General features: G+C 35.5%; 19 protein-coding genes. 7 read left to right on the top strand and 12 right to left on the bottom strand.

The window, feature by feature from the left end; all coding sequences use genetic code 11:
- Window positions 1-9: 9 nt before the first annotated feature.
- The 3 genes from ABVM52_RS15125 to ABVM52_RS15115 all read right to left on the bottom strand — a co-directional run bounded on the left by ABVM52_RS15125 (window position 10) and on the right by ABVM52_RS15115 (window position 1,797).
- Window positions 10-591 (bottom strand): RNA polymerase sigma factor, encoded by a 582-nt coding sequence (locus tag ABVM52_RS15125; RefSeq protein ID WP_405381913.1) that lies wholly within the window; start codon window positions 589-591, stop codon window positions 10-12.
- Window positions 592-997: 406 nt separating this feature from the next.
- On the bottom strand, window positions 998-1,141 hold the full coding sequence (locus tag ABVM52_RS15120; RefSeq protein ID WP_405381912.1) for a hypothetical protein: 144 nt from the start codon (window positions 1,139-1,141) through the stop codon (window positions 998-1,000).
- A 74-nt stretch (window positions 1,142-1,215) separates the two neighbouring features.
- Window positions 1,216-1,797, bottom strand: coding sequence for a sigma-70 family RNA polymerase sigma factor (locus tag ABVM52_RS15115; RefSeq protein WP_405381910.1), 582 nt, complete (start codon window positions 1,795-1,797; stop codon window positions 1,216-1,218).
- Window positions 1,798-2,041: 244 nt separating this feature from the next.
- Here ABVM52_RS15115 and uvrA point away from each other — a divergent pair, with 244 nt between their 5' ends.
- Both uvrA and ABVM52_RS15105 read left to right on the top strand, forming a co-directional pair.
- Entirely contained in the window at window positions 2,042-4,822 is a 2,781-nt protein-coding gene (gene uvrA, locus ABVM52_RS15110; RefSeq protein ID WP_405381909.1) for an excinuclease ABC subunit UvrA, read from the top strand.
- 162 nt (window positions 4,823-4,984) lie between these two features.
- On the top strand, window positions 4,985-6,193 hold the full coding sequence (locus tag ABVM52_RS15105; RefSeq protein WP_405381908.1) for a hypothetical protein: 1,209 nt from the start codon (window positions 4,985-4,987) through the stop codon (window positions 6,191-6,193).
- 63 nt (window positions 6,194-6,256) lie between these two features.
- On the opposite strand, the gene ABVM52_RS15100 is transcribed toward ABVM52_RS15105, so the two are convergent.
- Entirely contained in the window at window positions 6,257-7,132 is an 876-nt protein-coding gene (locus ABVM52_RS15100; RefSeq protein WP_405381907.1) for an RluA family pseudouridine synthase, read from the bottom strand.
- Window positions 7,133-7,271: 139 nt separating this feature from the next.
- On the opposite strand from ABVM52_RS15100, the gene ABVM52_RS15095 reads away from it, so the two are divergent.
- Window positions 7,272-8,309 (top strand): AI-2E family transporter, encoded by a 1,038-nt coding sequence (locus tag ABVM52_RS15095; RefSeq protein ID WP_405381906.1) that lies wholly within the window; start codon window positions 7,272-7,274, stop codon window positions 8,307-8,309.
- Here ABVM52_RS15095 and ABVM52_RS15090 read toward each other — a convergent pair whose 3' ends face one another.
- The 4 genes from ABVM52_RS15090 to ABVM52_RS15075 are packed head-to-tail and all read right to left on the bottom strand — an operon-like array spanning window position 8,310 to window position 13,757.
- Complete coding sequence (locus ABVM52_RS15090) at window positions 8,310-9,764, bottom strand: lipopolysaccharide biosynthesis protein (protein WP_405381905.1); 1,455 nt, start codon at window positions 9,762-9,764, stop codon at window positions 8,310-8,312.
- Window positions 9,764-11,035 carry a glycosyltransferase family 4 protein gene (locus ABVM52_RS15085; protein ID WP_405381904.1) on the bottom strand — a complete coding sequence of 424 codons (1,272 nt, stop codon included), beginning with the start codon at window positions 11,033-11,035 and terminating at the stop codon, window positions 9,764-9,766. Before ABVM52_RS15085 ends, ABVM52_RS15090 begins: the two co-directional genes overlap by 1 nt.
- Window positions 11,035-13,470 carry a YfhO family protein gene (locus ABVM52_RS15080; protein WP_405381903.1) on the bottom strand — a complete coding sequence of 812 codons (2,436 nt, stop codon included), beginning with the start codon at window positions 13,468-13,470 and terminating at the stop codon, window positions 11,035-11,037. The genes ABVM52_RS15085 and ABVM52_RS15080 overlap by 1 nt, the downstream gene beginning before the upstream one ends.
- A gap of 32 nt (window positions 13,471-13,502) precedes the next feature.
- Window positions 13,503-13,757, bottom strand: coding sequence for a DUF4834 family protein (locus ABVM52_RS15075; RefSeq protein WP_405381902.1), 255 nt, complete (start codon window positions 13,755-13,757; stop codon window positions 13,503-13,505).
- 85 nt (window positions 13,758-13,842) lie between these two features.
- On the opposite strand from ABVM52_RS15075, the gene ABVM52_RS15070 reads away from it, so the two are divergent.
- A complete protein-coding gene (locus tag ABVM52_RS15070; protein ID WP_405381901.1) occupies window positions 13,843-14,925 on the top strand; it encodes a transporter in 1,083 nt (360 codons plus the stop codon).
- Between the two features lie 88 nt (window positions 14,926-15,013).
- Entirely contained in the window at window positions 15,014-16,132 is a 1,119-nt protein-coding gene (locus ABVM52_RS15065; RefSeq protein ID WP_405381900.1) for a GTP cyclohydrolase, read from the top strand.
- Window positions 16,133-16,185: 53 nt separating this feature from the next.
- Here ABVM52_RS15065 and ABVM52_RS15060 read toward each other — a convergent pair whose 3' ends face one another.
- The 3 genes from ABVM52_RS15060 to ABVM52_RS15050 all read right to left on the bottom strand — a co-directional run bounded on the left by ABVM52_RS15060 (window position 16,186) and on the right by ABVM52_RS15050 (window position 20,738).
- Entirely contained in the window at window positions 16,186-17,445 is a 1,260-nt protein-coding gene (locus ABVM52_RS15060) for an aminotransferase class I/II-fold pyridoxal phosphate-dependent enzyme (protein ID WP_405381899.1), read from the bottom strand.
- A 118-nt stretch (window positions 17,446-17,563) separates the two neighbouring features.
- On the bottom strand, window positions 17,564-18,604 hold the full coding sequence (locus tag ABVM52_RS15055) for a PLP-dependent cysteine synthase family protein (protein WP_405381898.1): 1,041 nt from the start codon (window positions 18,602-18,604) through the stop codon (window positions 17,564-17,566).
- Between the two features lie 76 nt (window positions 18,605-18,680).
- Window positions 18,681-20,738, bottom strand: coding sequence for a S9 family peptidase (locus ABVM52_RS15050; protein WP_405381897.1), 2,058 nt, complete (start codon window positions 20,736-20,738; stop codon window positions 18,681-18,683).
- Window positions 20,739-20,857: 119 nt separating this feature from the next.
- On the opposite strand from ABVM52_RS15050, the gene ABVM52_RS15045 reads away from it, so the two are divergent.
- Together ABVM52_RS15045 and ABVM52_RS15040 are read left to right on the top strand one after the other, a co-directional pair.
- A complete protein-coding gene (locus tag ABVM52_RS15045) occupies window positions 20,858-21,184 on the top strand; it encodes a YbaB/EbfC family nucleoid-associated protein (RefSeq protein WP_405381896.1) in 327 nt (108 codons plus the stop codon).
- 41 nt (window positions 21,185-21,225) lie between these two features.
- Entirely contained in the window at window positions 21,226-21,678 is a 453-nt protein-coding gene (locus tag ABVM52_RS15040) for a thioredoxin family protein (RefSeq protein WP_405381895.1), read from the top strand.
- A 79-nt stretch (window positions 21,679-21,757) separates the two neighbouring features.
- On the opposite strand, the gene ABVM52_RS15035 is transcribed toward ABVM52_RS15040, so the two are convergent.
- Window positions 21,758-22,858, bottom strand: a complete 1,101-nt coding sequence (locus tag ABVM52_RS15035) for an OmpA family protein (RefSeq protein ID WP_405381894.1) — start codon at window positions 22,856-22,858, stop codon at window positions 21,758-21,760.
- Window positions 22,859-22,885: the final 27 nt, after the last annotated feature.

Here is a 22,885-nt window from a genome sequence, read left to right as displayed (position 1 = left end):
TCCTAACTATTAATTCGTAAGAACAATATTGTTTTTATCTATGATTTTTCTAAGGTTGATCAAGGCATAACGCATTCTCCCCAAGGCCGTGTTAATGCTTACTCCCGTGTTTTCTGAAATTTCTTTAAAGCTCATATCCTTATAGATACGCATTAAAAGAACTTCTTTTTGATCATCTGGTAATTCTTCTACCAATTGTCTTAGATCAGTATCTATTTGATTTTTTATTAGTTGCTTTTCGGCATTTAATTTATCATCACCTATTACAGAAAAAATATTGAAGTCATCACTACCTTCAAACATAGGCATTCTCTTATTTCTTCTAAAGTGATCAATGATCAGGTTGTGAGAAATTCTCATTACCCAAGGCAAAAATTTACCTTCTTCACTATATTTTCCTTTTTTTAAGGTTTTAATGACCTTAATGAAGGTATCTTGGAATATATCCTCTGTAATATCCCTATCCAATACCTTAGAATAGATAAAACTAGTAATACGCTGATTGTGTCTGTTGATCAAGATTTCAAGGGCACTTTCGTTACCACTGATGTAATCCCTTACTAATTCTGAGTCTTCAATTTGTAGTTTCATACGAGTTACTTTCTTTTAAGGTTACTAGATTGGGAAATCTAATTGGTTATTTAGGTTTGCTTTTTAATTCTGATATAAAACTATAGAAAAGGGGTACTGTTCAAAAAAGTATGTTGTCAAACAGCAATTTTATGATGTGAAACATCGAAAAAGTATATTTCCACACAATAAATAACAATATGGAAAGTTCGGTGAGAAATTTTGAAGTAACTATTACGGGGGCCGTACTATAGCCAAGCTGACCAACTGGCATAACCTATAAATTAGGAATTATGAGTATGCCTTATACTATTATATGGATAAATTACCTTGGTGTACCTTAGTTAATTAGATTAATAGCAATTCCTTAATAAAAAAAAACCTCTTAGACTTTCGTCCAAGAGGTTTATATATATGATATAGGAACTTAATTTAAATTACTTTCAAATTGTATTCCCTTGGCTTCCGTTACATTTAAAGACTTGGAATAGGCCAATAAAAAATTTATTGTTTCTGGCTTGGCTTTAATTAATGTACATTTTTCAGATTTATCGGTGTAAATTTTCTCCATAGTATTTGTTGTTTAGGTTCAACTAAAGAACGATACATTTATGAAGATAGTAGATCCACTCGACCTGTAACCAATTAATTCGTTAAAACTATACTATTTGCCTCTACCAACTTCCTAAGATTGATCAATGCATAACGCATTCTGCCTAAAGCCGTATTAATACTGACACCCGTATTATCGGAAATTTCCTTAAAACTCATGTTCTTATATATACGCATTTGCAAAACCTCTTGCTGATCTTCTGGCAGTTCCTTGATCATTCTAACCAAGTCCGTATCAATCTGTTCTTTGATCAATTGTCGCTCGGCGTCAAGTTTATCATCACCCAACAAAGAAAAAATATTATAGCTTTCCCTACTATTATACATAGGCATTCTATTATGCTTTCTAAAATGATCTATGATTAGGTTATGTGCAATTCTCATGACCCAAGGTAAAAATTTACCTTCTTCATTATAGGCACCTTTCTTTAAGGTACGGATCACTTTCATAAACGTATCTTGAAAAATATCTTCGGTCAATTCCCTATCTCCAACTTTAGAATAGATAAAACCGGTTAATCGTGAATTATGACGATTTATCAAAGCCTCTATGGCCTTTTCGTCTCCTTGAATATAATTTTTAACTAATTGGGAATCTTCAATCTTTACAACCATAAACTTTACTTTAAGGGTTAAAATATGGTTCCTATTTCGTTGAAAAGGATACCAGTAGTACTAATTTTAACTTAAAAAAAGTAAAGTTGCTTTATAGGCTGATTAAATTTTATTAGGCATCAAAGATAGAAAAAAAATAATACTCTTATAAAAATGTGAAAATTTCTTCTGGGAATTTAGTTGATCTTTCATTTTTTAGAAAAGAAAAAAGGCAAAGCGTATCTTTGTAAAATTAGATCATTATATGCCTACACTTACCGAAGTAAATCCGAAAGAAAACATTATAATCAAGGGAGCAAAACTGCACAACCTTAAAAATATAGATGTTGTAATACCTAGAAATAAACTGGTTGTCATTACCGGTTTATCTGGTTCTGGTAAATCTAGTTTAGCTTTTGATACACTGTATGCAGAAGGTCAAAGACGCTATGTAGAAAGTTTATCTTCTTATGCCCGACAGTTTTTGGGCAAGCTAGACAAACCAAAAGTAGATTATATTAAAGGTATAGCCCCGGCTATTGCTATTGAGCAAAAAGTAAACTCTACCAACCCAAGATCTACGGTAGGTACCACTACAGAGATTTATGATTATATAAAACTATTATATGCACGTATAGGTAAGACATTCTCCCCTATTTCTGGCAAGGAAGTAAAAAAGCATACCGTAACCGATGTTGTGGACTATGTTAAAAGCTATGATGAGGGCACAAAGTTATTACTTCTGGCCCCTATTACCATTCGTGAAGATAGAGATGCCCTAAAATCTTTGGAGTTATTTTCAAAACAAGGGTATGCACGTATTAAGCATAATGATAAGGTAATTCGCATTGACCAAGCACCCGAAGATATTGGCAAGCAATTTGATCTAGTAATTGACAGGATCATTACCAAGGACGACGAGGATTTTTATAATCGCCTGGCAAATGCTGTGGATACTGCTTTTTTTGAAGGTAAAGGCGAATGTATGATTGAGGAATTGGCAGATGGCGAACAAACACTTTTTAGCAATAAGTTTGAGCTGGATGGCATGACATTTTTAGAACCAAATGTTCACCTTTTTAGCTTTAACAATCCGTATGGTGCCTGTCCTAAATGTGAAGGTTACGGAGATGTTATTGGTATCGATGAAGATTTAGTTGTACCAAATACGGCATTATCCGTTTATGAAAATGCAATTTTCCCATGGAGAGGAGAAAGCATGAGTTTTTACAGAGATCAACTGGTCAACTCGGCCTATAAATATGATTTTCCTATTCATAAACCATGGTTTGAGCTTTCTGAAGAGCAAAAACAACTGGTATGGGACGGAAATGCTCATTTTATAGGACTTCATAAGTTCTTTGGAATGTTAGAAGAAAAAAGCTATAAAATTCAGAATAGGGTAATGCTCTCTAGATATAGAGGAAAAACCAAATGTAATGTCTGTAATGGAAAACGTTTACGACCGGAAACGGATTATGTAAAAGTTGGAGGAGCCTCTATTTCTTCTTTAGTTGGTTTATCCATAGAAAAATTAATAACCTTCTTTAATGAACTTGAGCTGAATGAAAATGATGCTACAATTGCGTCAAGGCTTTTGGTTGAAATAAACACTCGTTTAGGATTTTTGGATAAGGTGGGATTAAATTACCTCACCATTAATAGAAAATCCAATACCCTATCAGGTGGGGAAAGTCAGCGAATAAATTTGGCAACTTCATTAGGTAGTAGTCTGGTAGGATCAATGTACATATTAGATGAACCAAGTATAGGTTTGCATCCACGAGATACTGAAAATTTAATTGAAGTCTTGCTCTCGTTACGTAATCTAGGAAATACCGTAATTGTAGTTGAACATGATGAGGATATCATGAAAGCTGCAGATGTGGTTATTGATATAGGTCCGGAAGCCGGTACACATGGCGGTGAAGTAGTAGCTCAAGGTACCCTTACTGAAATACTTAAATCAAAATCGCTCACAGCACAGTATTTAAATGGAAAAATGGAGATCAAAGTTCCCAAAGAACGTAGAACTTCAAAAAACCATATTACCATAAATGGCGTGCGCGAACACAACCTAAAAAATATCAATGTAACTTTTCCATTAGATATGCTTACGGTGGTTACAGGAGTATCCGGTAGTGGAAAAAGTACTTTGGTGAAGAAACTGCTGTATCCTATTGTATTAAAAGAAACTGGTGGTTATGGAGAAAAAGCAGGTCAGCATACATCCGTTGAAGGTAAATTTAAACATATTAAGCATGTAGAATTTGTAGACCAAAACCCCATTGGTAGGTCTTCACGCTCTAATCCTGTTACCTATATAAAAGCATATGACGACATTAGAAGCTTGTATGCTGGTCAAAAACTGAGCAAAATTAGAAACTACCAGGCAAAGCATTTTTCATTTAATGTTGATGGAGGAAGATGTGAGAAATGTAAAGGAGAAGGTGAAATTACCGTAGAAATGCAGTTTATGGCAGATGTGCATTTAGAATGCGAAACTTGTGGCGGTAAACGGTTTAAAAAAGAAGTATTGGAAGTAACCTTCAATAATGCCAACATTGACGATGTACTTAATATGACCATTGATGATGCTATAAAGTTTTTTGAAACCGGAGAGCAAACCAAAATTGTAACCAAGTTAAAACCTTTACAAGATGTAGGTTTAGGCTATGTAACTTTAGGGCAATCATCTTCTACTCTATCCGGTGGTGAGGCACAACGTATTAAGCTGGCTTCTTTCTTAATTAAAGGAAGCACTAAAGAAAAGGCACTTTTTATTTTTGACGAACCAACGACGGGTTTACATTTTCACGATATTCAAAAATTATTAAAGTCCTTTAATGCACTAATTAAGAAGGGGCATTCTATTGTAGTCATTGAACATAATATCGACTTAATAAAATGTGCAGACTACATCATTGATCTTGGACCGGGTGGTGGAGAAAATGGTGGACAATTATTAGCCGAAGGTACTCCAGAAGAGGTTGTAAAAAGTAAAAAATCGTACACAGCAAACTACCTAAAAGAGAAAATAAATTAATTTTACTTAAAAAACAAAATATTCAAATATATTCTAAATCATTGATTATCAACATAATAATCAATGGTTTTGTTTTTTGGCACGCTGTTTGTAATGTACTAAGGGAATGTAAATAATTACATTTAGAACAACTGCCTAAGGGGCAGATTTAAACCTTATATTATGAAGAACTTAGTACTCCTTTTTACAGCGATGATTTTTAGCACCACAGGTGTTTTCGCTTCAGGTATTAGCGAAGATAAGGTTGCAACCAGCAATACTTATAGATATGACAACTCATTTATTTTTATAGAAAACGGAATTACATTTTCTGTTTACCCAGATGGTGAATTCGATTTTTATATAGAAAACCAAGTAACAGGTAGTAAGAACGGGGTTACGTTCAACTCAGGTTACGATTATAGCCCATATGCTCAATATGATGATTATGGTGCAGTTATTCAAGTAGAAAACGTGCCTATCTATTATGATTATTATGGTCGTGTTAGTCAAATTGGTGATGTAAACATTAATTATAGAAATAACCGAGTTCGTAGTATAGGTGGTATGTATGTGTATTACAACAACCGTGGTTTTTATGATTACCATACAGGTTACATAAATATATACAACAGAAACTATGTATACCGTCCTTTCCATAGATGGTTCGTTAGACCGGCAATTGGTTTTAGTTTGGTATTCAATAGCCCATATAGAAGGTATTATACACCGGTAAGATATTCTTACTATAGACCTTACAGAAATAATTTTAGAAGGGCATATGTAAATGTTGGTAAGCCTTATAGATATAACAAGGTAAGAAGAAATAGAGCTAACATTTATAGAAACGACAAACGTGTTGCGGTTAGAAACAATACGTACAGAAGTAATAGAACTGTAGCCAAAAGAGATAATGGTTTAAGAACAAGTAGAACAGTAGCTTCTAATAACACGTCAAGGAACAATAGAAATTCAACGGTTAAAAGATCAACAACAGTAAAACGTAGTAATACCAATAACGGTAGAGCCGTTCAAAACAGATCTGTAACCAGAAGTTCTAAAAACGGTACGGTTAAAAGAAGTACAAGCACTACCGTAAACCGTAGCACACCTAATAGAACCGTAACTAAAAGAGAAGTTACACGTACACCAAGAAGTACAACCGTAAAAAGAAGTACAACAACGTATAAAAAGCCCGTTAGGAAAAGTGCAAATACTAGAACCGCTACTACTACAAGAACACAACGTAGTACAGTTACTAGAAAAGCGACCAAGAGTCCTTCTAGAAGTACGGTAAGTAGAAGCTCTAGTTCAAGAACCGTAAGTAAAGCTCCGTCTAGAAGCTCAAGCTCTAGAACTAGTGCAGCCACTAGAAGTAGCAGAAGAAATTAAAAGAAGTTTTTAGGTTGGTTAGTTGTAAAGCGCCGTATTGAATTTATTCATTACGGCGCTTTTTTATTGTTCAAAATGCATTTCTGGAAATAATTTGATAAACTTCTTAGGTAAACTAGAAGTTATGTTCATTTCCTCATGTGTAATAGGATGTATGAACTGAAGTTTACTTGCGTGCAAATACATTCCTTTTCCTTTTAACAGCAAATTTTCTAAATAATAGATGGGGTCTCCTAAAATAGGATGACCAATAGATAATAGATGTTTTCTAAGTTGATGCCTTCGACCTGTATGCGGACTCAGTGCTACCAAGTTTAAAAATGAAAACCTTTCTGATGTCACCGATGCCATAACCTTAAAAGTTGAACTAGCAGGTTTATCATCGATTTTCAATTCAATGTTGCCTTCCGGTTGCATTGCTCCAATAGTAACAGCAGTATACTCTTTAGCTATTTTTTTAAATTCAAATAACCGATTTAGTTCGGTAATAACACTGCTGGTTTTCCCTACTAAAAGTAAACCGGTAGTTGCATAATCCAAACGATGTACAGGTTGAGGACTAACCGCATCTGTCGCTTTACTAGGGTTTAGATTCTGAACCAATGCATTAGCTACGGTTTTGAAACCGTTACCACTTACCAAAATGCCCGCTGGTTTGTTGATAACAGCCAAATTCTCATCTTCATAAACCACATCTAATTTAAGAACAAGTCGTGTTTTCGTTTTTTGATCAGATGTAAACTGGTACTCTATTCTTTCTCCACCTTTAATTACGGTAGCCGAACTGGCTATTTGCCCATTAACTGTTATTAAACTTTTTTTGAGCGCTTTTTTTAAAGCTGATTTCGTTGCAATGTGTTGAAACACCCCTACTCCATACTCCTGCAACCTCAATGGACAGGAAATTTCTTCAACTATATGTGTGAATTTTAAAGTCATTGCAGCCCCAAAGTTAACTAGGTTTTATCAGTTATTGCTAAAAATACTATAGGACTACTAAAATACGTATGTGAGTTAACCAAGCTACATATATAAGCTTAATTTTCACTCAGTTAACAATCCATCTTCAACAACCGCAATGAAAAAAATTAATCACAAGGTTCTTAGGCAACTCATTATATTGTCTCTTATTATTTTTTTAGGCGGATTGATCATCAAATACATGCTTCCTTATATTTCTGGAGTCTTGGGTGCACTCACGCTTTACGTAGTGCTTAGAAAATGGATGCTAAAATTGATTAATAAAGGAGTTAAAAGAATGTGGGCGGCCATACTGCTCATATTCATAGCTTTCATTGGTATTTTCATTCCTTTGACAGGAGCAGGATTCATGTTGAGTTCAGAACTGGGAAATTTAGCAGATAAATCGGAACAGGTAACCAAAGCTTTTAAAGACCAATTATTTCAAGTAGAGAAATATATAAATTATGATATCTCATCTACCATTGACCCCAAACAGGCATCCGGTTGGTTAACGGATAATATGCAAGGTTTTGCAAGTGGCACTTTCAATGTGTTCATATCTCTGGGCATATTGTTATTTCTTCTGTATTACATGCTTAAAAGCCCTAAACAGCTTAAAGATTCACTGCTTGAATATATCCCCTTAAGTAATAAAAACCTGGTAACCTTAGGCAAGGAAATTGACAGTGTAGTACGTTCAAATGCTATAGCAATACCCCTTGTTGCATTAGCCCAAGGTATTATTGCGTTAATAGGGTTCTATATATTTGGCGTTGAAAATCCGTTATTTTGGTTTGTGATAGTGACAATTGGTTCTATGATTCCGTTTATAGGCACCTTTGTAGGCATATTTCCTGTCTTTGTATTAAGCTTGGCAAGTGGTAATGAGTTTCAGGCTTGGGGAATATTACTTTATGGTATGTTGGTCGTAGGCATGACAGACAACCTAATTAGACTTTTTGTCCTAAAATCGCTTGATAGCACTCACCCGTTAATAACACTAATTGGGGTATTAATAGGTATTCCGTTATTTGGATTTGTAGGATTAATATTTGGTCCGCTTATCATTAATTTATTCCTCATCATTATAAAGATATATAAGCAGCAATATGGCATTCAAAAATCTAGTAAGAAGGAAGAAAACAGGATGTAATCAACGCTTTAAATACTTGTTTAAAAATCCGTAAACGTCTTCAGATATTTTAAAGCGATAAAGAACCGTAACATAGACTATAATCATTAAAATACTCTTAAGTCCAATACTCACGATTGCATGAAACGGAAAATCAATAAACCAAAAAATGCATCCAACACTTAGTAATAAACAAAAGACCTTTAGGGTTTCTATAGTAAAAGGGATAACTCTAAACTTGGCCCTAACATAAATAAGTTTCAAGGTATTATAGATAAAAAAAGCACTAAAACTTGCAATTGCCGCACCATTTATACCAAATGTAGGGATAAGCCAAAGGTTAAAAAGTATAGCAAAAAAAGCTAACAATACACCAAAAAATAAAATAGAACGGTAATAATCAGAATTATAAAGAATAGCATTATTATTACCTAACAGGGCATCATAAACCTTGGCAAGTCCAATCCAAAATACTATCATAAATCCGTTAGCATAATTATTGGGCAACAGTGTATAAAGTTCATCAAGGTTTAAAAAAATCAATAAGAATAAAATTCCCGATACAATGAACAAGGTTAATGAACTTTTCTGATAAAGGGATTTTAATGCTCCTTTCTCTTTGTTATTGATGTAACTAGCAGTTAATGGGTAAGTTATTTGATGCATGGCCCTTGAAGGAACTGCAATGGTTGATGCAATGAAGCCAGAAACGGCATAATAGGCAATATTATCAATTTCTAAAAAATGGTTCAACATTACCTTGTCCACTTCTAATAGTACAATAGCCGTAGAACCACCTAATATGATCAAAGCACTGTATGTTACAATGTTTGTCCAATTAGAGGGAAGGGTGAAATTCATCCTGGGCATTCTTAGGTAGAACGCATATACCTTCATGATCAAGGTTCGTAACAAATAGGCGGCAACCAAAGCATTGATAAAAAAATAAACATCAATGATTTTAAACCATAATAAAATCAATAACACGCTTTGGACAATCCTACAAAAGATTTCTTTCATAAAATTCCCGAATATAGATTTCATTTTAATTCTAGACCACGCATAGAATATTTCAAAATAGGCCATAGCCATACCTACAAAAAATATATGCCAGACATACTTACCAACAACCGGATTTTTATTGGACAATAAATCGCCAATAAATTCATTGGCAAAAAAACTAAGCAATGCAATTGGAAAAATTAATACCATTGGCAGGAACAAAACAAGGGTCAAAAATGCGTCTTGTTTGGTGCGATCTTTAAAACTGGAATAAAATTTAACTACTGTATTAGGCACCCCAAATGCTAGAATAGGCATAAGTATGGCAGAAACGGATAGTATTACTTGGATCAAACCGTAATTTTCCGGTATCATAAAACGGGTATACAAAAAAAGTGTATTGATCGCACCAATGGCAAAACCAATATAGGTTATAATTGTATTGTTCAATGATTGTCTAAGTACAATGCCCATTAGATCAATTCTGATAATTTACGGGTCAGTTCCCTTCTGCTATAGGTTTCAATTCCCGAGGATGAGATAGACAGCTCCCCGTCTTTATATTTTTCAAACCAACTTAAAAGTACATCTTTAAGTTCAATTTCATTGGTATATTCAAAAATACGTCCGGCGCTGGTTTCGTTAATTATAGAACCAACCTCCCAATTTTTAGGACCTATGGCGAGAATAGGTCTTTTTGCGGCCATGTACTCAAAAAGTTTTCCGGGAATTATGCCTTGTGTTTCTACGGAATCTATTTCGGCCAAAAGTAATATTTGTGATGTATCCTGAAAAGCCAATGCTTCTTGGTGAGAAACATAACCTACTAATTCATAATTATCCTGTAAGCCATATAATGCCAGTGAGGCCAACACTTCATCACTAACCACCCCAATAAAACGAAGAAGCAGCGATTTTTTAAAATCATTGTCCTGATTGATCAATTCTGATAACACCTTCCAAAGATTGGTAGGATTGCGCCCGGTGAGCATAGAGCCTATATGTGAAATAGTGAATCTGTCATCTAATGTAGATGTCAGCCTTACCTCCCTATCAAATCCGTTGGTGATAACAGAAATAGGTTGATTTGTCAAATTTTGAAACTCCTCTTTAGTTGTGGCACTGGTCACAATAATTTTATCGGCATTTTTTAAAACCATAGATTCTAACCGCTTGTGTTTTTGGGCTGCACGTTTAGATAATTTCAACTTTTTATGGTATCCAATTGTGGTCCACGGATCTCTAAAATCTGCTATCCAATCTATAGCTGATTTTTGCTTTAAATGATATCCTATTAAATGCACACTATGTGGTGGCCCTGTAGTTATTATTGAGGATATTTCTTCTTTTTCAATAATTTTGGTCAAGTATTTGACGGAAGGACGTACCCAAAATTTTCTCGCATCAGGTATAAATAAGTTTCCCCTTACCCATAGCAATACCTTTTCAACCAGTGATTGATTTTCAGTTTTGATAATACCGGAACTTATACGTTTGGTTTTATTTTTTGAAAACAGGCTTGCCCATCGGTACGGTTCTAAAATCTTATGGCTATATACAGTAATATCTTTAGGAACTTCACTTAAAAATGATTCATCTACCAAGGGGTAATGAGGATTCTCCGGAATGTAAACAATGGGTTCTACATCAAAATCTTTAAGGTATTTAACGAATTTTAACCAGCGCTGCACACCGGGTCCGCCAGCGGGGGGCCAATAATAGGTAATGACCAGCACCTTTTTCATTAAGCTTCCCCTTCTTTTTTAGTTTTCCAAAATGTAAAACCAATACCTCCTAAAAAAATCAATACAAGCAAAATATTACTGGCCAATGTAATTCTACTGCCCTGTGCCACTACTTCAGGTTCAAATTTAAATTCCACTGTATGATTTCCAGCTGGTACATTAAGTGCCCGTAACACATAATTTACTTTAAAGTGATCTACTGCCTTACCATCTATATAGGCATTCCATCCATTTTTATAATACATTTCCGAAAATACCGCAACACCATCATTTTTATTTTTTGATGTATATATTAAATGGTTAGGCTCATATTCCGATAAAGAAATAGTTGCCGTAGAATCCATTTCATAGGACAATGGGGATATTGTTGAAAACCGGGTTTTATTAAAAACGGCCCTGTTCTTTGTATCTAGACTATCCAATGCCTTAATTTCCTCATTGGCATTACTTACAGGTAATAGTTCCTGTACAAACCAAGCATTACCGTTGGCATTGGGGTTCTCTATAGGAAATGTTTTTCCTTCTTGATTTTGTCTAATAACATATTTGACATTGAGCATATTCATGACGGACAGGTTTCCATTATAAATATGAAAATCAAACAAATCTTGCATACCTGCAGGTTTCGCTGCATGATAGCCCGTTATCGTCTGATGAAAATATGCTGTTTTTGCAGAATCAAATCCGTCAGTTTGGTCAAAAACTCGGTACACACCATCATCCTTAGCTATCATTTTATTTGCCGCAGATTCCTTAAAGGGCTCTAACATTTTACGTTTAGAAACAAAATTATCATTGTTTACATATCGTAAATCAACATTGACCAAATCAAACACAATCAATATACCAATAGCTATAACCAAATAATTAAATTTAATTTTTTGTTTTAAATAGAACCAAACCAACAAAGCGGTAACAATAGCAAAACCTAATGAACGTAAAAGGTCACTGGTATAGACAGACTTACGATCAAGACGTAACATTTCCGGCAGTTCCTCTAAACCGGTCATACGTAAATTTTCATCTGCGGCACCCACAAAATCAAAACTACCTTTAAACAAGAACAAAATAATCCCTACCCCTATTATTACAATAGTGGAAAGTTTAAGAGATGTAATTTTATCCATTGCAGGAACTTTGTCCTTCGCTAATTTTTTTAGTGCTAAAATTGCCAGAATAGGTACACATAATTCCAATACAATTTGAATAGAGGAAACTGCCCTAAATTTATCATAGAACGGAAAATAATCAATCATAAAGTCCGTAACGATACTGAAATTTTTTCCCCAAGAAAGAATAAGCGACATCAACGAACCAAACAACAACCACCACTTATGTTTACCTTTTACAAGGAATAGGCCCAGAAAAAATAGAAAAAATACTACGGCACCCAAGTAGGCCGGACCAGAAGTACCCGGCTGATCTCCCCAATAAAGAGGTAGCCCGCTTACGAATTCCAAAGCACTGGACCTTGGCAACCCTTTATCTATCAAATAATTATAAGATTTTGACTCCTCTCCAAGATTTTCCTGACTGGCCCCACCAAACAATCTTGGTACAAATAAGTTTAATGATTCGGTTATACCGTAACTCCAATTGGTAATGTATGCTTTGCTTAATCCATCCGTATTCTGTTTAGGGGAACCATCTGGATTAATGGTTAATTCACTTTTACCACGTGTGCTCCAATCTGCATATTCCTTGGTAGCCATTAAACCCGTAGCATTTGCAGCAATACCCAATATTACTGCCATGAGCAAAATACCTACAGAGACTCCAAAATGCTTAATTTCCTTTTCCTTAATTGCATACACCAAATACACTACCCCCAAAATAAGGACCAATAACATAAAATAATAGGTCATTTGGTAATGATTTGCCGTAATCTCCAATGCCATTGCCAAAGCCGTAAGTACAAAACCCCACAAATATTTTTTTCTGAACACCAATACAATACCGGCCAAAAGCACAGGGAGATAAGCAATAGCATGAGCTTTTGCATTATGACCGGCACCCAAGATAATAATGAGGTATGTAGAAAACCCAAAAGCCAATGCACCTACCACTGCCAAACGATAATCTACCTTTAAACAGCATAGCAAGATGTAAAAACCTAGCATGTACAAGAACAAGTAATCTGCAGGTCTAGGTAAAAACCTAATGACCCTATCCAATTTCTTAATATAATTATGCGGATAATTTGCGCCTAATTGATAGGTAGGCATTCCACCAAAAGCACTATTGGTCCAATAGGGCTCTTGATCATTAGCTTTTCTAAAGTCATTTTGCTCCTTGGCCATACCCGTATATTGGGCAATATCATGCTGGTACATGACCTTTCCTTGTAATACTGGATTAAAATAGGATAGCGCTGCTACAATAAAAAATGCAATAACAAAAAAATGGATGAAAAAGAATTTTAAGCCTTGCTTCATTTGAAAGATACATAGTGTTTAAGCAAAGATAACTAGTCTAGCTCTTCAAAATCAATGTATTCACCTACTTTTTCGGAATCTCTCTTTTTCTTAGGAGTTTTTTTATTGATAATAACATCGCCTACCTTTTCCTCTGTAGAAGCACGTTGATTATCAAAAGCTTGCTTAAAATGTGATTCTGTTTTTTTAGCTGCGTAACTTAAAATTTTAGGTGCAAATAACTTAACTAAAAATTTTAGCAGGTAATACACCAAGAGAATAATTAATATCGTTTTTAAAAAAGCCATTTATTACTACTTAGGTATATCAAAAATACAATTATCACGTTGTATTAATAGAATCATACTATTAAAATATATATAAAATCGTTTCATGAATAGTCTATTAGCCTACTCTAAACCTTCCCATTTCATTATAACCTTGGTGATGCTGTTACCCCTAATTGGATTTTCACAATATACGGATGTAATAAACTCAAACAGGCCCGGACTTTCCGTTAGTGCCTATGCCGTTGGTAAGAATGTTGTACAAGCAGAAATGGGTTTATTCTATGAACAGAGAGATCACACACTGTTGAATACACAGTCTGATATTTGGGGGACGGATATTGCCTTTAGGTATGGTTTACTTTTTGAGCAGCTAGAACTTAGTTATGAGGGCACCTTTCAAGATCAAGATCTCACCTATACTAATTTTAATCTTTTGGCAAAAAGAAGGGATTTTTCAAGAAACAGATTAGGATTAAAATATCTTATTTATGATCCTTTTAAAAATCCTGAGGCCAATAAGCCCAATCTTTATAGTTGGAGAGCCAACCATAAATTCCAATTTAAAAATCTGTTACCAGCGGTATCCTTGTACGGGGGAGCCAATTTTGTTTTAGGGGACAATCCATTTTACGTAAGTGAGCCAACAATTTCCTACCGTGGTATGATCGCTACCCAAAGCCGCCTAACACCTAGGTTCGTTTTAATTACCAATACCGCATATGATAGGATAACCACAGATGACCCCGAACTAAGCTATTTAATTTCCCTATCTCACGCGTTTAGAAATCCCAAATGGAGCGTTTTTGTTGAACATCAAGGAATTCAAAGCGACCGTTATGCGGATCTATTATTACGAGGTGGAATTGCTCACCTCTTAAAGGAAAATATTCAATTGGATTTTAATATGGGTGCAAGTTTAAAAAATACCCCAACCCGAATCTTTTTTGGTCTTGGTGGCTCATACCGAATGGATTTTCACAAAGACAGCTTAAAGCCTATTGAAGACCAAGAAGCAAATCAAAATGGTGGCGCTATAGAAAAAAATGCCATGAAGAAGGATAAAAAGAAAAAGAAGAAAGGAAGAGGTGCCGAGGATATTGATTTAGGGCCTTCTAAAAAGCAACTAAGAAAGTTGAAGAAAAAAGAAAAAAAGAAACAAAATGAGTCCAGCGAAATCGACTTTTAAACGGCTTATAAATTTGCAATATTTTAAATAGTTCCCACTTTCCTGTTCTAATTAATATACCTAATATTGACACTTCTAAAAATGTGTCATGATTAGTATTAAAGAAGCTAAAACAAAGCAAGAATTAAGACGCTTTGTAACCTTTCCGTTCTCGCTATATAAAAACAACAAATATTGGGTACCGCCCATTATCAACGACGAACTTGAAAGTTTTGACAAGGATAAAAATCCGGTGTTCAAAGATGCAGAAGCATGGTTTTTCCTTGCTATGGATGGTGACAACATAGTAGGCCGTGTGGCTGCGATCGTCAACCACCTAGAGGTTGATCAGCAGAACGTAAAAAAAATGCGTTTTGGATGGTTTGATTTTATAAATGATCCAAACGTATCTAAAGCACTTTTAGACAAAGTTGCCGAAATAGGTAAACAACATCAACTAGAATATATGGAAGGCCCCGTTGGCTTTTCCAATTTGGACAAAGTTGGTGTACTCATTGAAGGATTTGATCATATTGGAACCATGATTACTTGGTACAACCATGCTTACTACAAAGACCATTATGAAAAACTAGGATTTGTAAAGGAAAAGGAGTACATGGAAAACAAATTTCCTGCTAAAAATGCTGACCCAAAACTATTCTCCAAATTAAATGATTTGGTCAAAAGACGATATGGGTTAAAAGAAGTTAATTTCACGAAAACCAAGGAGGTTATGCCAATGGCAGATGAAATGTTTGACCTGTTTAATAAAACGTATGCCAACTTAAGTTCCTTTGTACCTATTACCGAAATACAAAAAGCGTATTTTAAAAAGAAATACATCAGTTTTATAAATCCGGAGTATATAAAATTCATTAAGGACAAGGAAGATAAATTGGTAGCCTTTGCCATTGTTATGCCCTCATTTTCAGAAGCCTTACAAAAAGCAAAAGGTAAGTTATTTCCGTTTGGACTTTACCATTTATTAAAAGCCAAAAAAAATAGTAAAGACGTTATTTTCTATTTGATAGGTATATTACCCGAATATCAGAATAAAGGGGTTACCGCTGTCATTTTTAATGAGTACTACAAAACATTCAAAGAAAAAGGGATAGATATGTGCTACAGAACTCCAGAATTAGAGGAGAACATTGCCATAAAACAAATGTGGAAACATTTTGACCCTGTCGTCTATAAACGCAGAAGAACATATAAAAAATCACTATAAAAAAAGTCCGTGCTCAACTAGAACACGGACTTTTCTTTAATATAAAAATTATCTTATTCGCCCATTGCGGCCGCAACTGCAGCAGACAATCTTTTATAAGTACCATTCTGCAAGCGCTCTCTAATTGCCGAAAATGCCGCCAATGTTTCTTCAACATCTTGCAACGTATGCGTAGCAGTAGGTATTAAACGTAAAAGAATTAATCCCTTAGGTATTACTGGGTAGACTACGATAGAACAGAAAATTCCATGATTTTCACGTAAATCCTTCACTAAAGCCATTGCTTCTGGAATACTACCGTTTAGATATACAGGAGTAACACAACTTGTAGTTGTACCAATATCAAATCCTTTTTCCTTTAGTCCGTTTTGTAATGCATTTACGTTTTCCCATAGCTTTTCTTTAAGCTCTGGTTGTGTACGTAACATTTCTAAACGCTTTAAAGCCCCTTTCACGTAAACCATTGGTAATGATTTAGCGAACATTTGGGAACGTAAATTATATTTTAAATAATCAATGATTTCTTGGTCAGCAGCAACAAATGCACCTATACTTGCCATAGACTTGGCAAATGTTGCAAGGTAAACATCAATACCATCTTGCACGCCTTGCTCTTGCCCTGCTCCACCACCAGTTTCACCTAAAGTACCAAAACCATGGGCATCATCGACCAATAATCTAAACTTGAATTTTTCTTTTAAAGCAACGATTTCCTTTAAGATACCTTGCTCACCACGCATACCAAAAACACCTTCGGATATTACTAAAATACCACCTCCAGTTTGCTCGGCCAATTTAGTGGCACGCTCTAAATTCTTTTCTAAGCTCTCTGCGTTATTATGAACAAAAGTAAAACGCTTACCCATATGCAAACGTACCCCGTCAATAATACAAGCATGACAGTCTACATCATAAACTATGATATCATCTTTAGTGACCAAGGCGTCTATCACCGACATAAAACCTTGATAACCAAAATTCAACAAATATGCAGCTTCTTTATCTACAAAAGCGGCACATTCTCTTTCTAACTGCTCATGAAACTCCGTATGGCCGCTCATCATTCTAGCACCCATTGGGTAAGCAGCACCATACTCTGCGGCCGCCTCACCATCTACCTTTTTAATTTCCGGCAAATTGGCCAAGCCTAAGTAATCATTGATACTCCAGGTAATAACATCCTTACCTTGAAATTTCATTCTATTAGAAATAGGGCCTTCTAATTTTGGGAATACAAAATATCCTTCTGCCTGAGAAGCCCATTTTCCCAAAGGACCTTTATTTTCTAAAATTCTATCAAATAAGTCTTTCATTGCTTAATTCAGTTCTGTCTGCAAAAGTAAATAATTTTGATTAGGTTACATAAATTATTTACTACGCAAAAAAAGTGGGCTTGCAGCCCACTTTTTTTAAACATTATCTATGTATTTTCTACTTTATAAATTGGACTTCTTGTGTCTCCTCAACTGTAGTCGTATTTAAAAAACCTTGGTCCTCCATCCACTGGTCACTATATATTTTACTCATATATCTTGAACCATGATCAGGAAAAATCGCTATTACATTACTGTCCTTATCAAAGGTGTTGAGCTCATTTAACTGCTTAAGGGCTTGCATAACGGCTCCACTGGTGTAACCTACAAAAATTCCTTCAGTTTTTGATATTTCACGAGCAGTGTGGGCACTCTCCGCATCGGTAACTTTTATAAATTCATCTATAACGGTAAAATCAGTTGCCCCTGGTATTAGGTTTTTACCAAGTCCCTCTATACGGTAAGGATAAATTTCATTGGTATCCAACTTACCGGTCTCATGATATTTTTGCAAAACCGACCCATAGGCATCCACTCCTATGACCTTTATATTCGGGTTTTGTTCTTTTAAAAAACGTGCCGTTCCAGAAATTGTACCGCCAGTACCGCTACAGGCAACCAAATGTGTGATTTTACCGGCCGTCTGTTCCCAAATTTCAGGACCAGTAGTTCTATAATGGGCATCCATATTAAGCTTATTAAAATACTGATTAATATAAATGGAACCTTTGGTCTCTTTATGTAATCTCTTGGCAACCTCATAGTATGATCTTGGATCATCTGCACTAACATGTGCGGGACAAACATATACCTTAGCCCCCATAGAGCGAAGCATATCTATTTTATCCATAGATGATTTTGAACTCACTGCCAAAATACACTCGTACCCTTTAATGATACTTGCCATGGCAATACTAAAGCCTGTATTTCCTGAAGTAGTTTCAATTATTGTACTACCTTCTGTCAACAGTCCAGCTTTTTCTGCTTGTTCAATAATATGCATTGCTATACGATCCTTAGAAGAATGACCTGGATTAAAAGCCTCTACTTTAGCGTAAAAATTACCGGTAAGGTCTTTAGCAATTTTGTTTAATTTAACCAGCGGTGTATTACCTACTAGTTCCAAGATATTATTATAAGCCCTGATCTCATTTTTCATAAGGGGGGTCAATGTTTAGTTTTACACCCGTTAAAAGTGTAAATATTTGTGCTACAAAGCTACTATTTTTTTTCAACTATGCGATTTTTCCCTCCAAATCTAAAAGAAAAGCATATTCTTTGGCTACTTCACGCAATGATTCAAACCTACCGGAAGCACCTCCATGCCCAGCTTCCATATTAATGTTAAAAAGCAATACACTATTATTCTTTTTTAGCTCCCTAATTTTGACCACCCATTTTGCCGGTTCAAAATATTGAACCTGGGAGTCGTGCAAACCAGTGGTCACCAACATGTTGGGATAATCCTGCTCCTTTACGTTATCATAAGGAGAGTACGATTTCATATACTCATAAGATTCTTTCTCATTTGGGTTGCCCCATTCGTCATATTCACCAGTAGTCAACGGTATGGAATCATCTAACATAGTAGTAACAACGTCCACAAAAGGTACAGCTGCAATTACGCCATTATAAAGGTCTGGACGCATATTAATGACCGCACCAATTAAAAGACCTCCGGCTGATCCGCCCATAGCATAAAGGTGGTCAGAACTGGTCATCTTTTCTTCAATCAAAAACTTTGAACAATCTATAAAATCCGTAAACGTATTTTTCTTATACAATAATTTTCCGGTTTCATACCACTTTCTTCCTAAATACTCCCCTCCCCTGACATGGGCTATAGCATAAACAAAACCTCTATCCAAGAGGCTTAACCTGACCGTGGAAAAATAAGGGTCAATAGTAGAACCATATGAGCCATACGCATATTGTAACACAGGCGTATTTTCATTGAGCATAGTATCTTTACGGTGAATAATGGAAATGGGCACCTTAACACCGTCCTGAGCAGTGGCCCATACTCTACGCTCGGTATAATTTTCTTTATTAAATTGCCCGCCAAGCACCTGTTGTTCCTTTTTTATCTCTTTATCCCTAGTTCTCATATTAAAATCTATCACAGAACTTGGCGTGGATAAAGAATTGTATGAATATCTTAGGATATCCGTATCAAAATCAGGGTTACTGCCCACATATGCCGTATAGGTCTCTGATTGGAAAGGCAAATAATAGTCTTCTGTTCCGTCCCATCTAATTATCCTAATTTTATTAAGACCGTTTTCCCTTTCTGAAAGCACATAGTACTCTTTGAAAATATCTATATCCTCTAGTAATACATTTTCTCTATGCGGTATAAACTCCTGCCAGTTTTCAGAGCAGGTATTACCTTCTTTAACCTTCATTATCTTAAAATTCTCGGCTTTATCCTTGTTCGTCAAGATATAGAAGCTATCCTCATAATGAAAAATGGTATATTCCAAACCACGTACTCTAGGCGAGAATATCTTAAACTCACCATCAGGGTTGGCAGTAGGTAGAATACGAAACTCGGAAGTCAAAGTACTGAAAGAACCTATAACTAAATATTTTTTTGATTTGGTCCGATAAATAAACGTGCTGAACGTTTCATCCTCTTCATGATACACAAGGATATCCTCTGAGGTAGGCGTTCCTAATTTATGCTTATAAATTTTATCTGACCGTAGGGTAACGGGGTCTTTACGGGTATAAAATAAAGTTTCATTGTCATTTGCCCAAACTCCGCCGCCTGTAGTATTTTCAATTTTATCTTCATAAACGGTACCGGTTTCCAAATTTTTTATCTGCAGAACATATTGCCGTCTAGAAACAGTATCTACCCCAAAGGCCGCCAATTTATTATTTGGACTTATGGCTATGCCTCCCAAGCTAAAATAATCATGGCCCTTTGCCATTTTGTTACCATTGAACATGACCTCTTCAGGTGCTTCCAAAGTATCTTTATACCTTGAGTACAGGGGATATTCGCCACCAATTTCATATCGGGTACTATACCAATAGCCATTTAATTTATAAGGTACGGAAGAGTCATCCTCTTTTATCCTTCCCTTCATTTCCAAAAACAAGGATTCTTGAAATTCTTTGGTATGGGCGGTAAGAGAATCATAATAGGCATTTTCCGCATTTAAATAGGACAGTACCTCTTGATCATCTTTTTGGTTCATCCAATAATAATCATCTATGCGAACATCATTGTGCTTGATCAATTCTTTGGGAATTTTCCTTGCAACCGGTGCTTTTTTACCTTCCATATCCTTTTTAGCTATAAAATGCGCAAAAATAAGACTATTAAACAGAAGCCCTAAGATTTGTAAAAGGAAAAAGAATGTGCCTTTTTATTATTTTTGCAAACAACTATAAAAACAAAATTATGTTTGGAGATATGATGGGAATGATGGGTAAACTTAAAGAAACCCAACAAAAAGTGGAAGCCACAAAAAAAAGAATGGACACGGTTACTTTGAATGAAAACTCTAATGATAATTTATTAAAGGTTACCATTACGGCCAATAGACAACTTAAGCACATAGCGATAGATGACACCTTATTGGCAGACAAAGAGCAGTTAGAAGACTACCTTATCCTCACAATCAATAAAGCAATTGAACAAGCGTCTAAAGTCAATGAGGCGGAACTAGCGGCGGTAGCAAAAGAAGGCATGCCCAATATTCCAGGAATGGATTCGTTATTTAAGTAATAGTGGCAAGTTTATTGCACTATACCTAATAAATTTAGATTATGAAACATCTATTCGTTTTACTGCTATTACCTTTTTTCATTGCTGCGCAGGCAGACAAATCGGTTACGGAAAACACAAAGTGGTTAACAGACTACAATACTGCGTTGTCCAAAGCAAAAAAGCAAGATAAAAACATCCTTCTATACTTTACGGGTAGCGACTGGTGTCCACCATGTAAGATGTTAAAGCAGGATCTTTTTGAGACTAATGATTTCAAAACCCTTTCCGGAAATTATATCCTGTTATATGTGGATATCCCAAGAAACAAAGATTTATTAACCCCTAAACAGTTGGCCCACAATAAAGAACTATTGGTTAAATATAATACCCGCAAGGTATTTCCTTTATTAAAGGTATTGAACGCCAAAGGAAAAGAGCTGGACAAACTATCTGGATATAGTATGAATGGGGTGGTAGACTCCCACATTAATCTATTGCAAAGGAATAAATAGGTTACTTAAAGTTTGTAAATAGAGAAAGGGCTTACACCAACAAGTAAGCCCTTTCATTTAAACAACTAAAACCAACCAATTAGTTATTTATCAATCTAAATTGAGTTCTTCTATTTACGGCATGCTCTCTAGCGGTACAAGAAACACCATCCTTACATCTGTTCAATAATTTGGTTTCACCGTATCCGTTAGCTACCAAAAGACTAGAGTTAATTCCCTTAGTAATTAAATAATCCGCTACTGCTTTAGCTCTTCTCTCAGATAATTCTTGGTTAGAAGCTGCACCACCTTGTGAGTCTGTATGAGATGCTAATTCAACTTTTACACCAGGATTTTGAGCCAATACGGGTAATAATCTGTTATCGATAATACTCTTTGCCTGTGAAGTCAACGTTGCACTTCCAGAATCCCAATTGATAGGTAACGCCTGGTATTCAACTAAGGCACATTCCACTTCTTTCCAAGTGGTAAGACCACCTTTTTGGCTCAATACTTCTCTTGTAATAGTTCTCGTTTTTGCAGGCACGGTCTCTTCTACCGTATACGCATCCTTATCCAAGACTGTTCTAGTAATATCCTTGTACTCGGCAGGAATAATCTTTTCAACTACGGTAGCAGGAGAAATTAAAACTCTTTTTGTATACGAACCATTGGTTGAACCTAAAGGTGTAGAAGCCGTAGATGCAGCACTGGCCAAAACTTGGGTAGACACGGTTTCAAATTCCGCAGGATACCCTTTATAACACCAATATCTACAATCATCTGGGTTACCAGACTCACAATCAGGAGCAGCAACACCCAACTCCCATTGCGCATAGGCCGGTTTAATTTCCAATGTTTCTGAACTTGGAGAGAAACTTGCAGGTATCACCTTTAAGGAATTTCCACCCCCTTTAGAAACGTAGGTTACAGTTTCCGTACCCCATTTTGCAGGAACCACGGTCAATACTTTTTCTTCCTCTTTTACCAACACACGCTCTGTTATAGTCTTAAAAGTAGCGGGCATGGTTTTAAGGATTTTATAAGAAGGAGCTGTAGTAATTGTTACAGTTTCGTTTACATAAACATCCGGAGTGGTACAACGTACATAACATTTACCTGGTTCTGGGTTTTCCGGTAAATCTTGCGCCATTGCAAAAGATGCGGTCAAGAATGCAATTGATAATAAAATTTTTTTCATTGTAATTAGTGTTTAAAATTTAATAAT

It is taken from the genome of Maribacter sp. LLG6340-A2, from assembly GCF_045057105.1.
GTDB lineage: Bacteria > Bacteroidota > Bacteroidia > Flavobacteriales > Flavobacteriaceae > Maribacter.
This window is presented reverse-complemented; position numbering and strand designations above follow the sequence as displayed.

Coding starts and splice junctions, on each gene's coding strand:
- ABVM52_RS15125 (WP_405381913.1), bottom strand. CDS start 591: ATGAAACTACAAATTGAAGACTCAGAATTAGTAAGGGATTACATCAGT.
- ABVM52_RS15120 (WP_405381912.1), bottom strand. CDS start 1,141: ATGGAGAAAATTTACACCGATAAATCTGAAAAATGTACATTAATTAAA.
- ABVM52_RS15115 (WP_405381910.1), bottom strand. CDS start 1,797: ATGGTTGTAAAGATTGAAGATTCCCAATTAGTTAAAAATTATATTCAA.
- uvrA (WP_405381909.1), top strand. CDS start 2,042: ATGCCTACACTTACCGAAGTAAATCCGAAAGAAAACATTATAATCAAG.
- ABVM52_RS15105 (WP_405381908.1), top strand. CDS start 4,985: ATGAAGAACTTAGTACTCCTTTTTACAGCGATGATTTTTAGCACCACA.
- ABVM52_RS15100 (WP_405381907.1), bottom strand. CDS start 7,132: ATGACTTTAAAATTCACACATATAGTTGAAGAAATTTCCTGTCCATTG.
- ABVM52_RS15095 (WP_405381906.1), top strand. CDS start 7,272: ATGAAAAAAATTAATCACAAGGTTCTTAGGCAACTCATTATATTGTCT.
- ABVM52_RS15090 (WP_405381905.1), bottom strand. CDS start 9,764: ATGGGCATTGTACTTAGACAATCATTGAACAATACAATTATAACCTAT.
- ABVM52_RS15085 (WP_405381904.1), bottom strand. CDS start 11,035: ATGAAAAAGGTGCTGGTCATTACCTATTATTGGCCCCCCGCTGGCGGA.
- ABVM52_RS15080 (WP_405381903.1), bottom strand. CDS start 13,470: ATGAAGCAAGGCTTAAAATTCTTTTTCATCCATTTTTTTGTTATTGCA.
- ABVM52_RS15075 (WP_405381902.1), bottom strand. CDS start 13,757: ATGGCTTTTTTAAAAACGATATTAATTATTCTCTTGGTGTATTACCTG.
- ABVM52_RS15070 (WP_405381901.1), top strand. CDS start 13,843: ATGAATAGTCTATTAGCCTACTCTAAACCTTCCCATTTCATTATAACC.
- ABVM52_RS15065 (WP_405381900.1), top strand. CDS start 15,014: ATGATTAGTATTAAAGAAGCTAAAACAAAGCAAGAATTAAGACGCTTT.
- ABVM52_RS15060 (WP_405381899.1), bottom strand. CDS start 17,445: ATGAAAGACTTATTTGATAGAATTTTAGAAAATAAAGGTCCTTTGGGA.
- ABVM52_RS15055 (WP_405381898.1), bottom strand. CDS start 18,604: ATGAAAAATGAGATCAGGGCTTATAATAATATCTTGGAACTAGTAGGT.
- ABVM52_RS15050 (WP_405381897.1), bottom strand. CDS start 20,738: ATGGAAGGTAAAAAAGCACCGGTTGCAAGGAAAATTCCCAAAGAATTG.
- ABVM52_RS15045 (WP_405381896.1), top strand. CDS start 20,858: ATGTTTGGAGATATGATGGGAATGATGGGTAAACTTAAAGAAACCCAA.
- ABVM52_RS15040 (WP_405381895.1), top strand. CDS start 21,226: ATGAAACATCTATTCGTTTTACTGCTATTACCTTTTTTCATTGCTGCG.
- ABVM52_RS15035 (WP_405381894.1), bottom strand. CDS start 22,858: ATGAAAAAAATTTTATTATCAATTGCATTCTTGACCGCATCTTTTGCA.